At 47.3% G+C, this 15,269-nt stretch carries 7 protein-coding genes; 2 read left to right on the top strand and 5 right to left on the bottom strand.

Annotation, left to right across the window (positions count from 1 at the left end):
• Positions 1-237: 237 nt before the first annotated feature.
• The 5 genes from QUA90_RS25035 to cbiD form a co-directional block, all read right to left on the bottom strand.
• Positions 238-1,134 carry a pirin family protein gene (locus QUA90_RS25035; RefSeq protein WP_333330743.1) on the bottom strand — a complete coding sequence of 299 codons (897 nt, stop codon included), beginning with the start codon at positions 1,132-1,134 and terminating at the stop codon, positions 238-240.
• A 155-nt stretch (positions 1,135-1,289) separates the two neighbouring features.
• Positions 1,290-1,505 carry a hypothetical protein gene (locus tag QUA90_RS25030; protein ID WP_333448221.1) on the bottom strand — a complete coding sequence of 72 codons (216 nt, stop codon included), beginning with the start codon at positions 1,503-1,505 and terminating at the stop codon, positions 1,290-1,292.
• Positions 1,506-1,810: 305 nt separating this feature from the next.
• On the bottom strand, positions 1,811-7,687 hold the full coding sequence (locus QUA90_RS25025) for a CHAT domain-containing protein (RefSeq protein ID WP_333448220.1): 5,877 nt from the start codon (positions 7,685-7,687) through the stop codon (positions 1,811-1,813).
• Positions 7,688-8,392: 705 nt separating this feature from the next.
• The gene (gene guaA, locus QUA90_RS25020) at positions 8,393-10,006 is read right to left on the bottom strand and encodes a glutamine-hydrolyzing GMP synthase (RefSeq protein WP_445242808.1); all 1,614 of its coding nucleotides are present in this window, start codon (positions 10,004-10,006) and stop codon (positions 8,393-8,395) included.
• A gap of 335 nt (positions 10,007-10,341) precedes the next feature.
• Positions 10,342-11,463, bottom strand: a complete 1,122-nt coding sequence (gene cbiD / locus QUA90_RS25015) for a cobalt-precorrin-5B (C(1))-methyltransferase CbiD (protein ID WP_333330749.1) — start codon at positions 11,461-11,463, stop codon at positions 10,342-10,344.
• Between the two features lie 718 nt (positions 11,464-12,181).
• On the opposite strand from cbiD, the gene QUA90_RS25010 reads away from it, so the two are divergent.
• The gene (locus QUA90_RS25010) at positions 12,182-13,615 is read left to right on the top strand and encodes an MFS transporter (RefSeq protein WP_333385740.1); all 1,434 of its coding nucleotides are present in this window, start codon (positions 12,182-12,184) and stop codon (positions 13,613-13,615) included.
• Positions 13,616-14,225: 610 nt separating this feature from the next.
• Entirely contained in the window at positions 14,226-15,257 is a 1,032-nt protein-coding gene (locus QUA90_RS25005; protein WP_333448219.1) for a DUF2235 domain-containing protein, read from the top strand.
• The last annotated feature ends 12 nt before the right edge of the window (positions 15,258-15,269 follow it).

Here is a 15,269-nt window from a genome sequence, read left to right as displayed (position 1 = left end):
TTTTTTGGCATAGGGGGTTTGGCGTCCCTGTGAATCGGCTGCCCTTAATTATAACTAATTATCCGAACCTGATATTACAGATTTATGGTAGAAACAAAAGGTCTAATCAAGTAAAAAAATCTATGATTTTTCCTGGCTGTCAATCCACCAATCTGACGGGGTGACAACCCCCTCATGTGCAAAAGACAGATTCTGAATCAAAAAACTGTTTTTTAATTTAAATATCGCTGCGGTTATTCACAACGGTTGCTCGGCTTGAGAAGGTGGCTCTTCTGGCAGCGGAATAAACTCTGTCTCTTGAGGAACCTGACCAAACCGCCCCTCTCTCCAATCGAGTTTAGCTTGCTCAATGCGCGAGTGCCGACTCGAAACAAAATTCCACCACTTATGGCGCTCACCAACAGGTTCACCGCCAATCACAATACAACGAGCCTTGCCTGAAGCAGAAATGTTTACTTCAGTGCCGGAAGTGAGAACTGCCAACCGATGTTGTTCCAGAGGCACTCCATCGATAACAAGCCCCTCTGTTACGCTGTAAACCGCCTGTTCGCTGTAATGGCCCGGTAAGGTAAATTCTCTTCCAGCAGTCAGTTGTACGTCCAGATAAATCATGGGTGAAAATATTTGAACTGGGGAAGTGCGACCATAGGCCTCACCCGCAATTAGGGTGAACGAAACTCCTGCATCCTCCCAAACAGGCAGTTCAGTTGCCGGATGATGCCGAAACCAGGGGTCGGTTTCTTCGTATTCATCGGGAAGTGCTATCCAGGTTTGGATGCCATGCAGGATGGCTTCTTTGCTGCGTTCGTCGTCAGGCGTGCGTTCGGAGTGGACAATGCCTCGCCCTGCTGTCATCCAATTCACCGCACCGGGACGGATTTCTTGAACGCTGCCCACACTATCGCGATGCAGCAAAACCCCTTCAAAGAGGTAGGTGACGGTTGCTAAGTTGATGTGCGGATGGGGTCTGACATCCACGCCCCGGCCGGGTGGAAACACCGCAGGGCCCAGATGATCAAAAAAGATGAACGGGCCTACCAGCGCTAGAACGTCTGAGGGAAGCAAGCGACGGGCTTGGAATCCACCTAAATCTTGAATGTGTGGCTCAATGAGATGCTGGATGGTATCCGTCATAATGTTTATGAATTTGGGAACGCTAATCGTCTATCTCAAAAGTGCATTATACAAAAAGCTATCCTGGTAGAGGGCGATCGCAATATCAGTGACTGGTCTAAACTTTCCCCATCGAAAGCTCTTTTAGAGTGTCGAGTTCTCAACGAGCTTTCTGCTTACGAGATGATGGAGAGTTCATCACTGACTTGAATCCGACCTTTGACCAGGGAGCGAATCAGACGATCGAGTGAGCCACGTTCTTCTTCACTGATGGACTCATCAAGGATGGCGGCCATCATGCCGTAGCGGTCAGCCTTGGTAACGCGGTGGGTATCGGTGACAGTGGCAATTAATTCGTTGATAGCGCCGGGGAGAAGATTAACTGGATACATGGGATTGTTTTGAACTCGACACCTTAATCATCTCGTGGTTTCTCCTAAGAGCAAGTGATGGTGCTGGTTTTTTTCCGTGATAATACTGAAAATATTGGGTGAACCAAGTCCGTGTTACCAGTGATTGAAGTCACAACATTGAAACCAATGCAGCGGTGGAACAATTACAACCCACCTTCAGCCCTTTGACTCTCACACCGTAATAATTTTCGTCTTACACGAGTCTGAACTTCCTGCTGTGCAAAAGTTTCAGACCTTCATAGGAAGAACTACCTCTTGACGACAGGAAAATCTGCTTTTCCCGGTTAACGTTTCTCTGCTTCGCCAATGAGGGTAAAAGCGGCCCAATCTACAGGATTAGGATGTTTTACCAATGTCACCAGCATGGCTTTCCGCAGCGCTTGGGCAATATCAGGCGTTAGTTGCATCTGCCGATAAAATTCCGCCATCAAGTCGGCTGTTGATTCATCAGATACTGACCACAGAGAAACTACAACACTCGGAACGCCTGCTGCAATAAACGAGCGTGATAAACCAATGATGCCATCACCTGTAATACGACCGCGACCCGTATTGCAAGCACTCAAAACGACGAGTTCGGCATTCAACCTCAAATTGAAAATTTCGCTAGCAGTGAGTAAACCACTGTCATCCTTGCTTGGGGCAAGTGCGATGACTCCAGGTACCCCCAATCCCTCCACGTCATCCAGGATGCCGTGAGTTGCTAAATGCACGATGCCCGATCGCTCTATTTGCTGTAAAACTGCTACTTTTGTCGCTTTGTCGCCTGTGAGCGGTTCAGCATTCAAAAGCTGAGCGATCGCGATCGCTTCGGTTTCAGAGTGTGGGAGTGATGACAGTTGTTGAGGAGGTTGGTTCGTCGTAAAGGCAACACTTGGCATGGTAGGATTCCCAACGACTAGCGCACCTTTTCCGGAAGCAAGCTGTTGCTGTTTCTTGGTTAAAGACAGCACTTGAATTGAAGGTGCTGTTAAAATAGTATGTTTTTCTATCAAGTAGTTTCCCGAACTATCTTGCAACGCGGCAAAGGGAACTAAGAACAAAGATTCATGAGGAATAAAGGTAATTCGCGACGCTGGATCTTGAGGTAGAAGGTCAGCAATTGGTTCGATCAGTAGTTGATAAAGCTCTTGCAATGACGGGTTTAAAAATCGTTGCTCGACAATAGGCCGGGTTGGCGTGGGATTTGTAGCTGGTTGGGAGCGCTGCTTGTTTCGCAGGCAACTGGGGATGAAGCAACGACCTTCAGTAACCAAGGCTTTTAATGAAGTTTTTTCCTCAACCAAACCTTTCAAAGTGATGCGACGAAAGTCAATTTTTCCGGTCGGCTGCATTACCCAGATATAAAGTTCTGAATCTTGCAGCTTTCTTTGACCATCAGCTTCTCTAACTTCTTTGATAATCGAGTAAGAAACTAAAGTGGAATTTTGTTGTTTAGCGATTTGCTGAATTTCCTGGATGTTGAGCGGTTTTATTTGACTTTCCGATGACTTTAGGGTAGCCTGGGCTGACTGGGAAGAAAAACGGTTGGTCAATAATCTCACAAAAGCTTGCGCCCGTCCCCGCTCTGTTATTTCTAGCGCTTTAGTATGCTGATTTTGATTAGCAAGCACTTCTTGCAACGTACTATAACTTGTTTCTTGAGTCTCAAAAATTGAAACTAAATTGAGGTCGTTATTTCCTAAATTTGACCGCAGAGATTCCCAAATCTCAATGGCTGAAAATAAAGCTTTGATAGCTTCTGCTGGTTGCTTTGCTTTGGATAAAGCGTCACCTAAATTTGTGAGTGCGCGGCCTTGGGCGTGACGATCGCTCAGTTCTCTGGCAATGACTAAACTTTGTTGGTGAGACTCAATCGCTTGACGATAATTTTTGACAGCATAGTAAGCAATTCCTAAATTCTCTAGAGCACGACCTTGAACGAAGCGATCGCCCAGCGCTGAGGCGATCGCTAAGCTTTGCTTCTGATCATCAATTGCTTTGGCATAATCGGTTAGGGAATAGTGTACTAATCCCAAATTGCTCAAAGCAAGAGCTTCGCCTCGGCGATCGCGCTGCTGTTTAGCGATCGCTAAACTTTGCTCTTGATATTCAACTGCCTTTTTATACTCTTTTTGGGCATAGTAAAGTAATCCCAAATTTCTTAGGACACTCGCTTCTAAATCAGCCGATTTTAGGGAATGCGCTACTTCCAAACTTTGCTCGTAGTATTCGATTGCTTTTTTATAATTGCCAATCGCGCCGTAAGCAGCTCCCAAACCAATAAAAGCCTGTCCCTTTCCCAATAAATCGGCCCTGGATTCAGCTTGTGCTAAGTGCTGCTGGTGGTAAGAAATTGCTTTTTCATAATCTCCGATCGCGTAGTAAGTCGCACCTAGATTGTTGAGCACGTAGCCTTCCCTAGCGCGATCGCGTCCAAGTCTCGCCAGCTCTAAATTCTGCTGGTAGCAGGCGATCGCTTTGCTGTAGTCTTTTGGCGCAGTCTGGAGAGGCAATCCTGCTTGTTGCCCCAGTAATTGTTCTTCAGTTAAGCATTGAGCGGCACTCGGTGTCAGGCTTGCTAAGTTTTGCGATTCGCGATTTCGATCCCCATTAAGCTGGCTCAATTGTTGAGCGGCAAGGGTATTAGGATTTCCTGGCTGTGTATTAGAGACTTGCACTGAGACAGGTACAGTGGCTGCCGCAGTTGTTATTGCATCTGAGTTTGCAAGCGTTGGTACGAGTGGTGTGGTGGTTGGGAGACCTAGTGGTTCTGGCACGCCCCTTCCTGGCGGCAGCGTGGGAGCTAACCCAGAGGAAGGAAATTCTAATGGTTCTACCACGCCTATTTCTGGCGGCAGCGTGGGAACTAACCCAGGGGAATTAGGATTATCTGGTTGTGGTACACCTAAGCCTAGAGGTGCGATCGCAGGGAATTGAATCCCAGGTGGTGCGAGTGCAGCAATTGTTGGCGGTTCTGGCGGTAGTAGGGGAGCTAACCCACCACTCCCAAAGCCGAAACCTGGCCAAATATCTAATCGTGGACTCCCCAAAACAAGGGTAGGATCGGTCAGAGATATTAATCGGCTGCCACTGGTATCAATGCTGTTGGGGTTATTGCTGCTAGTAACGAGGCGAATCCTACCCTCATAGGTCAGGATAGTACCCGGAGCGATCGCGTTCCCAGCTTGTAAAGTGATGTTTCCATCTGGTAGACCCATCTCAGCTACAGAGCTGAGGAAGCTGTTTTTGGCATTAATATTGTCACCAGAGGTGAGCAAACTGATGTTGCCTCCTCCAGAAAGGATAGAACCCGCTACAGTGATGTCTGCGTTGGAGCTGAGTAGAATATTACCGCCAACTCCTGCGCTCGTGCTCGAATCTATTCTGTCTCCGATGGCGCTAACACTGGATTCTGCTTGAAGGAGAATCGCGCTACCCCCAGAAGTTATGTTGCCTACAGTAGTTAAACCAGCCGCCCTAATCTCAATATTGCCACCCCTCCCTTGGGGAGATGTAGAATTTAAAGCGCCAATATTGAGCGTGATTCCCCCAATTGGCTCATTCCGAAAACCAATCGCGCTATCGCCGGAAATAATATCTCTGACACTAACATCGGTTCCTTGAATCTGGATTACGCCACCTTTCCCCGTACTGGAACTAGAATTTATTACCCCACTGACGTTGACCTCGCCTAGGATAGATAACTCGATCGAGCCACCTCCAGAAATGACATTTCCAAGAGTTACAGGCCCTGCATTTACTTTGATCTGGCCTCCAACTCCACCGCTATAGCTGGAATTTAGGGTACTATTGCCAGCGTTAAAGTAACCATCATTAAACACATAAATGCGACCGCCACCGGAGGTTATATTACCAGTCACAATGTCACCCCCAGTATCACCCCCACCAGCTTTGAGTTTGATCGCGCCTCCCACTCCTCTGTTAGAACTCGAATCAAAATTCCTAGCGCTGATGCTGCTGTTGTTGAAGCTGAGACTATTGAGGCTGATACTGCCACCGTTTGAGGTAATGTTTCCGACTGCAATGCTACCAAATGCCACAAGCCCGACATCGCCACCTATACTGTCGCTGCCAGAGTTGAGATTGCTTCCATCGATCGCACCTGCTTGACTGCTGAGGGTAATGTTGCCACCACTAGAGAGAATATTTCCCGTTGCTATATTGCCGTAAGCATTGAGAGAGATGTTACCCCCTCCGCTGCCACCAGTCGCGTTCAGAGTGCTGGCATCGGTGTCGATCGCACCTAGATTGCTAAGCAAGCTGATCTCGCCTGCCTGGATTCCGCTAGTGTGGATGTTGCCGGCACTGATGTTGCCTTCTCCATAAAGGGTGACTTTGCCTCCGTTTCCCAGGAAGCTAGAGGTTGTAATTCCACCGGTGGCGATCGCGTTTGTCCCATATAGGAAAATTGACCCACCGTTACCGGTTATCGAGGAAGCGTTCAAGGTGTTGGCGCTTGTATTGATGCTTCCCCCCGTGCTGTAGAGGGTAATATTGCCGGCATTGCCCGTTAAATTTGAAGTATTCAGGTTGTCCACTGCGATGTCCCCGGATGCTACCAGCGCGAGCTCTCCGCCATTTGAAGTAATGGATGCTGCTTGAATGCTGTTTGCAGCGCCTAAAAAAACTGAACCTGCGATCGCGATATTGCCAACTTGAATGCTGACAGGTGAAGAACTGGCCGGTGCTAGAGTGCTGTTTCCACCAGTGAGGGGAGTGGGTAGATTGCCAGCCGTAAAAACCAACTGCGGTCGATCGCTAGATGCGGAACTGATAGCGAGATCGCCGACTGCGATCGCGCCTTCGGCTTGCACTCCCAGAGAAGCGCCTGCGTAATTACCAAAAGAGACGTTTCCGCCTGAGACGATCGTAGAACCGCCTGAACTTGCGAAGTTGCCGGGGCTACCTTGAAGTGTGGCAATTGAGAAATCGCTGCCAGCTTTGAAGAGGGCATCACCGGATACAGTACCGTTACTGGTAAGTGTGATGCGGCCATCAGCGCTCAGTAAGCTTTGGGAGTGATTGCGCGCCTGGATGTCTATTTGGCGATCGCCCTGCACGGTTAGGTTTCCACCCACATCAGTAACAAAAGAGTTAGCCACGCTGTCGCGAATGCGGACAGCTTCCCCCGCTTGCAATTTCAAGTCACCGGTTGTTTGTAGTTGCCTGTTTGCTAGGGTCAGGTTACGCGCCGCTGACACAGTAGCCGTTTGAGCAGACACTGCTAAATTTTGGTTGGCACCTGTTGCCTGAGTGTCGGCAATTGCCACATCGCCCGCTTCTACCCGCAAGTCTGAATTCGTTAGCTGTACGCTGCCGTCGCTGTTAACTGTAACGCCTGTAGCATTGCTGCTACCTCCTGTCAGCAGTTGGGACAGGGTGAGGGGACTCAACGGCACAGGGGCAGAACCTAGATTAGAAGAGGGGGAAATTTCTAAACTCAGCAGATGCCCTGCTTGAGAAATGCGGACTAAGTTTTCTCCGGGCACTGATGCGATCGCAATTTGCCCGGAAGGTGCTGACAAAGTACCGGGGCTGAGAACTGTTCCGCCTACTAAAGCTAGCGTTTGCCCGTTAGGTACGCTCAGTTGACCGAAATTTGCGATCGCCCCTGGCTGAGCTGTACCAAAATTTAAAATGCTTGGCGTTCCTATCAGCATAGCGTATTCATTAACGCCAACTGCCTGAAACCAATTGTTGCCAAATCCGATTCCGGTTGCTGTCGTTGCCAAAAATGAACCAGGCACGTTCAGTTGAGCGTTGGAACCAAAAACAATCCCCGCCGGATTCATCAAAAATAAGTTAGAACTACCGCCTATTACTTGAATTAAACCGTTAATATAAGAAGCATCGCCACCCACAACTCGCCCTAAAATATTGCGAATATTTGGATCAGAAATAAAGTTAACAATTTGACCGTCTGTGAGTCCAAACTGCTGAAAGCTATGAAAGAGATTAGTGCCGTCTTTTGAGCGCTGTCCGCCGTTGATGTTAAATTGATTGCCGGAGGCATTAACAGCAGTTCCTGTGCCATCGGGAGACGGAGTAATTTGCTGTCCTGTAGCCGCAGGTGAGAATAGTAATAAACCTAAAGCTACCACCCAAGTATAAGTCAAAAGTTGCTGTTGATATCTTTGAGTTATTCTTGTTGTAATCATTAGACTTCTCCCTGATTTTTTTTGCTGAACACGCTTAAATTATAATAAAACTTTTTCCTCAAAAAACATGAGTCGAGTTTAATCTCAGCAGGTTAAAAAGTGCGCTCATAGCTCAACTGGCGAACGTTTACAGAACCCATTTGAGATATAAGCGGCTGCAAGCCCGATCGGCATCAGCCTAATAACTATAGTCGGGAGAGTTTTTAGTTCCTAGTCTGAAACCCTTGATTTTTCCTTGGTAGTTCGATTGCCGAATCGCCTTGAAAGCGATATTCTACGGTTGGTTATCAAAAACTGTCCAAAGTCTTGTAATAAAACAAAGATTAACCTTGGCACTTGCATCAACTAGAGTTCTCTAAAAATTACTGACGAGGATTTTGCACGTCTATATCCAAGCATTTACCCGTTCTCTTCCCCTACCTTGCCACAACCGGAAAAAACAAAGATTCGAGGATGCTCCACTCTTGGTCTGTGAGGCTGGTAGAGTATGGCATAACTACTTCTTGATACGAATTTTGCAGTCACTTTACTTCAATACAGTAAAAAATGTCAAATGGGTTCTATAAAAGCGATCGCCCTTCCCACTCCCCCATCCCCGGAAGTCGGTGAAGCGTAGCTATCCCATAGGGAATCGCCCTTTTATCCAAAATCAAAATAAGTAGACAGACAAAAAATTAGTCCGCCTACTTAATCCCTAACTAGAAATCACTCCCACTCGATCGTTCCCGGCGGCTTAGAAGTAATATCGTAAACCACCCGGTTCACCCCCTTAACCTCATTCACAATCCGGTTCGATATCAGTTCCAACAAATCGTAAGGAACCCGCGCCCAATCAGCCGTCATCCCGTCTTCACTCTTAATAAATCGCAGAACGATCGGGTAAGCATAAGTGCGCTGATCGCCCATCACGCCTACACTGCGAATCGGCAGCAAAACTGCAAAAGCTTGCCAAAGTTCACCGTACAATCCGTGCCGGTTAATTTCTTGGCGAACAATGAAGTCAGCATCCCGCAAAATATTTAGTCTCTCGGAGGTAACTTCTCCGATAATCCGAATCGCCAATCCCGGGCCTGGGAAAGGTTGTCGGTTCACGATTTCTTCGGGAAGCCCGATCGATCGGCCGACTTTTCGCACCTCATCCTTAAACAGTTTTCGCAGCGGTTCAATCAGCTTAAATCGCAAATCTTTCGGCAAACCGCCGACGTTGTGGTGGCTTTTAATTTTAACAGCAACTCGCTCGCCACTTTTCGGGTCTGCATTAGTGTCAGCCGACTCAATCACATCAGGATAAAGAGTGCCTTGGGCGAGGTAGTCGAAGGGGCCCAGACGCTTCGATTCTTCTTCAAATACGTTGATAAATTCGTGACCGATCCGCTTGCGTTTTACTTCAGGATCGGTAATCCCTTCAAGTTGAGCTAAAAAGCGTTCCCGAGCATTAACATATTCAACGTCAATGTGGAATTGCTCTTTAAATAATTTTACCAACCGTTCTGGTTCATACTTCCGCATAAACCCTTGGTCGATAAACATACAGGTAAGTTGGTCGCCGATCGCCTTGTGCAGCAAGAAAGCCAAAGTAGAAGAATCTACACCGCCGGATAGAGCCAGCAAAACTCGTTTATCCCCCACTTGTGCGCGAATTTCGCGAATCGATTCCTCAACAAAAGTAGCTGTCGTCCAAGTCGGTTCGCACTCGCAAATGTGGTAAACAAAATTGCGAATTAAAGCTATTCCCCCGATCGAGTGAACTACTTCTGGGTGAAACTGAACACCGTACAAATTTTTCTCGTGGTGAGCAACAGCAGCACACGGAGTATTGTCCGTGTGAGCGAGGATCTCAAAACCCGTCGGCAGTTGAGTACACGAGTCTCCGTGGCTCATCCACATCGTGCTGCCCTCTTCGACATTTGTCAGCAAATCCGTAGGATCGTCAATAAATAGCGATGCCTTGCCGTATTCCGCTAATTTCGATCGCTCAACCGTGCCTCCGAGCTGCTTGACCATCAACTGCATCCCGTAGCACACTCCCAACACCGGTATTCCCAAATTCCAAATTTCTGGGTCGCAGTGGGGTGCTTTTTCATCGTATACAGAACTCGGGCCTCCTGAAAGAATAATTCCTTTAGGATTGATAGCTTTTAACTGTTCAGCAGTAGTGCGGTAAGAAATAACTTCTGAATATACTTGAGTTTCGCGAATTCGACGAGCAATCAGTTCGGAATATTGCGAACCGAAGTCGAGAATCACGATGATCTGGCGATCAATCTGCTGCATTAAAGAGTTTGTGAGAACGGATTCAGTTTCTATTTTAGTAGTCACGGTTATTGCGTAATTGCTAAGTGATAATTGGGCAGAAAGTAGCGGACGTATCTGTCGCGGTCTCAGTACAATTCTAAGGAAGGCGAGGAACCATTGGTCGCTAGGAATAAATCTTATTTATACTAGATTGCAGTCAGCGATGTTAGTCTATTAATCGGGTACAAGGCAAGCATAGATTTACTTCGCTCCTTACCCTAATTAATTGAATTCTTGCTTCAGAAATAACTTCCAGAAGCAACCTAGTATAATTAAGGTCTAGGGACAGAGAATTATTACTTGTTAAATATTCTCCCTGACCGATGTTTTAAACAGAATTCAGGGGTATTCACACTACATTAACAAATTTGGGTCAAAAATGTATCTCCTATTTCACTTTTAACAATAATTTTGCGATCGCGCCCGAACATCACCGAGCCCACGGGGATGTGCAAGTTAGTGTGAGTAAAAATGCAATCCGATGACCGCAAGTCTATTTGTCGGGCGATGTCGCCGTAAATTTGATCGACCCAATTGCTGCCAGTTTGGGCGTCCAAAGCCCGCAATTGCCCGAGAGCATCTTCGGCTGTCGCTGCGGCAAAAATTGCGGAACACGCATCGGCAGGCATTCCAGCTTTAGCACAGTAAGCTGTGAGAATTTCCCTGCGCCCGTCAGCGAGGTGGTGGTGAGTGTGAAAAATTCCCGCCGCTAATTTCATCAGTTTCCCATGATAGCCAAACAGCAAAATTGACTGCACGCCCTGATATCCTGCTTCTACCAGCAGCGGGCCGAGCCAGTTAGCGGTTTTGACTAGCCTCTCAGGATTAATCCCCAGTTGTCGCGCCAAATCCAAACCGTTTTCGCCGATGCAGAAAACCAAACAGTCAAACAGTTCGGCTTTTTGTTGCAGTTGTTCGCGGTAAAGTTCCAACTGTCCAGGGGCACTGAGTGGTTGAGAAATACCAGTTGTACCCAGCAGCGAAAGTCCTTCTACCACGCCGAAAGCTTCGTTAGAAGTCCGGGTGGCTAGTTGCCGCCCAGACGGCAGAATCAGGGTGACAGTAATTTTTTCTCCCCCTGCGAGTTCTCGGCTCAGATTCGATCGCAACAGCCGCATTGCGTAATCATAGATTGCCGCTCCTCCACCTGCTTTATGATGTCCAATTCCCTCCCCGCCAACAATCTGTATTTGTTCCCCCTCTCCTTCTCTCCGCAATTCCACCATTGCCCAAACGGGGGTATTGCGAGTCAGATCGAGATTGTCCCCCGGATCGGAGCGAGTCACACCTAAAGCGGTACCAGTTTTAAGTACAGACGCCTGTTCGATCGGAATTTCTACCGTTATTGGCGGTTCCAGTAAATTTACTGATACGCTATCTAGAGAGTGAATACCCTCACGCAAGCACCGCAAAGCTGCAAGTGCTGCCGCACAGGCAAATACTGGCAGTGTATACCCGGATAAAGGTTGAGTTTTGGTCACAATCTAATGCAGAAATCCGTAAATTTGCTGAGAATCGACATCACACCTTAGCAGTGATATCTCTCAAACGTTTAAGTTTAATTCTAGGGTTTGCTATTATCTGCAGTTAGCGTAATTTTTGTCAAGTAATAATTTTGTCCTAGCAGTTCCCGATCTCAGCCACAATTTTTTTGAGGTGCGGTAGCGGAGCCCTCGTAGAGGATCGCCAATAACCCACTCCGAAGCCTTACGAGCACCTGCGGGGGATTTCCATAAACAACCCGGAATCTCGATCGCCAGCGCTAGGACTGAACCAACGGATTCCAGGAATTAGGTACAAATCGTCCTTCAGCAATATTCGGCAAGTCGATCGTCCTTCATTCTATAGATTTAGCTAGCCGTAAAGGTGCCAGAGGCGAGTCGAGGATCGGGCGCTAAATTTGCTTGGGCTTTTGGGGGACGTGTTTGAGGCGGAATTTGAGCAATTTTTGGCAGGCAAAATGCTGGGATCGCTTCTTTGTTAAGCCCTACAACCTACTTTTTTACAATTACCCAATTTATATCTCCCAAGCGGTTGATGTCCTAGCGATTGCCAGTCATTTATATTGATATGAATTACCCGGACGTGCCAGTCCTACTTTCGAGCTAGCCTCTTGAAGGTGGGGCTGGTTTTATCTAACCCTATTACTTCAATTCTCCAATCTAAAATCTAAAATCTACAATCTAAAATCGATTGACTATGGTTGAACCAGTTGCAGAGTTAAATGAACCTCTATCTCTTCAGACTCCAGAAATAGTAGACCCGAAAATATTTCAGCTCGTTCTCTCTGCAAAAACAGCTCTCAAAATTTCTAAAAAAGACGTTCGATCGACCCTGAAAGCCTCAACTTTAGACGGCGTTTTCGCGGCTGTCTTCGAGTCGGCGACTGGCGGCGTGCTGCTGAGCAACTTCTTGCTGCAACTCGGGGCGAGCAGCGTGGAAATAGGTATATTCTCGGCTATTCCGATGGTGGTAAATCTCCTGCAACCATTAGGAGCCTACATCGCAGATCAGACAACCAGCCGCCACTGGTACAACCTATTTGTATTCGGCGTGTCGCGGCTGCTGTGGCTGGTGCTGGCGGTGGCAATTGTTTGGGGTTCCCAGCACGCAGACCTCCACCAACTGCTGCAATGGACACTGGTAACAGTCGTAGCAGCTAGCGTGCTGGCAGCTTTTGCCAATTCTAGCTGGTTCAGTTGGATGGCTACTGTGGTTCCTCAGCGCTTGCGGGGACGCTATTTTGGCTTTCGCAACAGTGCTGTCAGCCTCATCACTTTGCTGGGAGTGCCGTTGATGGGATTGGGAGTTTCAACTTGGGACGGCGGTCCAATTTTGGGCTACGGTATTGTTTTATTGGTGGGTGTTTTGGCGGGAATGATTAGTTTGGGGTGTCAATGCTTCATGGTTGATGTGAATCCCCAGGTCTACAAAAAAGATGCACAGAAAGATCGACTTACAGAGAAAAAAGCAAAGCAAATAACAGATTTTGTGCCTTCTGTGCTGAAAGATTCTAATTTTTTAATGTTTATTCTGTACTTCAGTGTGTGGACATTTGCTGTTAATCTCAGCGCGCCTTTTTTTAATATCTACCTGCTGAAAGATTTAAGCTTGGATGTGAGTTTAGTAACGGTTTACACCAGCTTAAGTTCCGGGGCAAATCTACTGCTGCTGATGTTTTGGGGTAAGTTGGCCGATCGCTGGGGAAATCGCCCTCTGCTAATGGCGGTGGGGCTGGTGGTGGCGGTAACGCCTTTGCTGTGGTTGGGTACGGGCAATTACCCGTTTTCGGTGTGGGTGTGGCTGCCGCTGCTGCACTTGTTGGGGGGAACGACTTTAGGGGCGATCGCGCTGTGTAGTAACAATATTCAAATGGAGATAGCGTCGATCGAGCAACCTTCGACTTATTTTGCGATCGCCGCAGCGGTTTCGGGATTAGCTGGGGCTTTGGGAACTACCGCCGGCGGCTTTCTTGCCGAACTTCCTGGCATGAGTTTGGGATCACTGTTTGCCCTCTCGGCTGCTGTGCGGCTGGTAGGCTTGCTGCCTTTGGTTTTGGTGCGAGAACCTCGTAGCCAGTCGCTGCGGTCGATCGTCCCCACTTTTGGACGTTTCAAATTTAACCGGGGCTAGGAAATTTTCGCACAAATTTACTGATCGAGAAACCAGAAAAGCCCACCGCAGAAAATCTGAGAGCGGCTAAAACAAATTTTAATCCAAAACATAGTCCAAAGCTGCCACTTGTTCGTCCCCTACGTCACCATTATCTTGCAGCTAAATGACAAATAGATCAGATATAGCTGTTCTAAAAACTGACCTGGCATAGCGTAAATGTGTTTAAATGTTTCTTAGCTAGGGCGTCGGAGCGCTACTTCTGTTAGGAGAATCGAGCATTTTTCCCTAACCAAAGCTACTATTTCACACTCTGAATTTTTTACGTTTTAGCAGAAACGAGCATTTTCTCCGAACCAAACCTACGGTTTAACGCTCTAAGTTTTGAAGTTAAGAAATATAAATAAGCTTCACATTTTAATACAATAAACTCGACTAGATGGTATTTTGGGACTAATATCCGGAGAATCGAAATAGCTAAAGATTGCCCAGCCAGATAACAATAGGGTCGAGCAAGAAATTAGGAGCGATCGCCTGACGCGATACAAAAACGGGAATTGGCAATTCTCTTGTAACCGATTACTAATGACACCTCGCTATCCAATTTCAGATTCAAAGAGAGAATTTAAAAATGAAACGTTTAATCGTTTGCTGTGATGGAACTTGGAACAAACTAGATACTCAGTGCCCAACTAATGTGGTTAGGCTTGCCCAGGCCGTGAAACGGACAGCCAGTGACGGGGTTCCGCAGATCGTGTTTTATGACGAGGGAATTGGAGTAGACAGTAACAAGATTGTGGGCGGAGTCACTGGGCTGGGAATCGATAAAAATATACAAGATGCCTATCGTTTTCTTTCTTTCAACTACGATCAGGGTGACGAAATCTATCTATTCGGGTTCAGTCGCGGTGCTTACACAGTCAGGAGTCTAGCGGGGATGATCTATTGCTCCGGTCTCCTATCCCGCCGTAACGTTACCATGGCATCACAAGCTTACGAGCTTTACCGTAAGCGAGAGATTTCACCAAAGCATCCGGAAGCAAAGAGTTTCCGCGAAAATTACGGCAAAGATAAGGGCGATCGCGTCCCGATTACCTTGCTTGGTTGTTTCGACACCGTTGGAGCCCTTGGTATTCCTCTTGTACCCGCCTTGAAGAAGTTTGAGGGACAGATCAAAACAAGGTACAAATTCCACGACACCACTTTAAATAAGGATATTGAGAATGCGTTGCACGCCGTTGCGATCGACGAAATTCGCGAAGTCTTTGATGTTACCCTGATGAAGAAAAATCCTGATGCCCCGACCCAGAAGCTTCGTCAAGTTTGGTTTCCAGGCGAGCATGGCTGCATCGGCGGTGGTACGCCAGAATACCGCGGGTTATCAGATGCTGTCTTAAAGTGGATGTTGGATCAAATCAGTGACCTTGAATTGAAGCTGGAATTCGAGCCAGAGGCCATTGAGGATATCAAGCCTGATTATAAGGCTTCATTTCAAAACAATCCTGGGTTCTTCAAATTTGCAGGAATCAAGTGGCGCGAGGTGGGGGAGACCCTTGAGGATCTTCATGAAAGCGCGATCGAGCGATTGAAAAAACGCCAAGACTATCGGCCTAAAAACCTGCAAAAGATTCTCTCCAAAGTAATTGAAAATCTAGAAAAATAATCAAACTTTATC

The sequence above is a fragment of the Microcoleus sp. D3_18_C4 genome (genome assembly GCF_036702355.1).
GTDB lineage: Bacteria > Cyanobacteriota > Cyanobacteriia > Cyanobacteriales > Microcoleaceae > Microcoleus.
Note: the sequence above shows the minus strand (reverse complement) of the source record. Positions and strands in the feature narration are given on the sequence as shown.

What these genes read in the sequence shown, in the direction of transcription:
- QUA90_RS25030 (WP_333448221.1), bottom strand. Translation starts at nt 1,505, where the DNA reads ATGTATCCAGTTAATCTTCTCCCCGGCGCTATCAACGAATTAATTGCC.
- QUA90_RS25010 (WP_333385740.1), top strand. Translation starts at nt 12,182, where the DNA reads ATGGTTGAACCAGTTGCAGAGTTAAATGAACCTCTATCTCTTCAGACT.
- QUA90_RS25005 (WP_333448219.1), top strand. Translation starts at nt 14,226, where the DNA reads ATGAAACGTTTAATCGTTTGCTGTGATGGAACTTGGAACAAACTAGAT.
- QUA90_RS25035 (WP_333330743.1), bottom strand. Translation starts at nt 1,134, where the DNA reads ATGACGGATACCATCCAGCATCTCATTGAGCCACACATTCAAGATTTA.
- QUA90_RS25025 (WP_333448220.1), bottom strand. Translation starts at nt 7,687, where the DNA reads ATGATTACAACAAGAATAACTCAAAGATATCAACAGCAACTTTTGACT.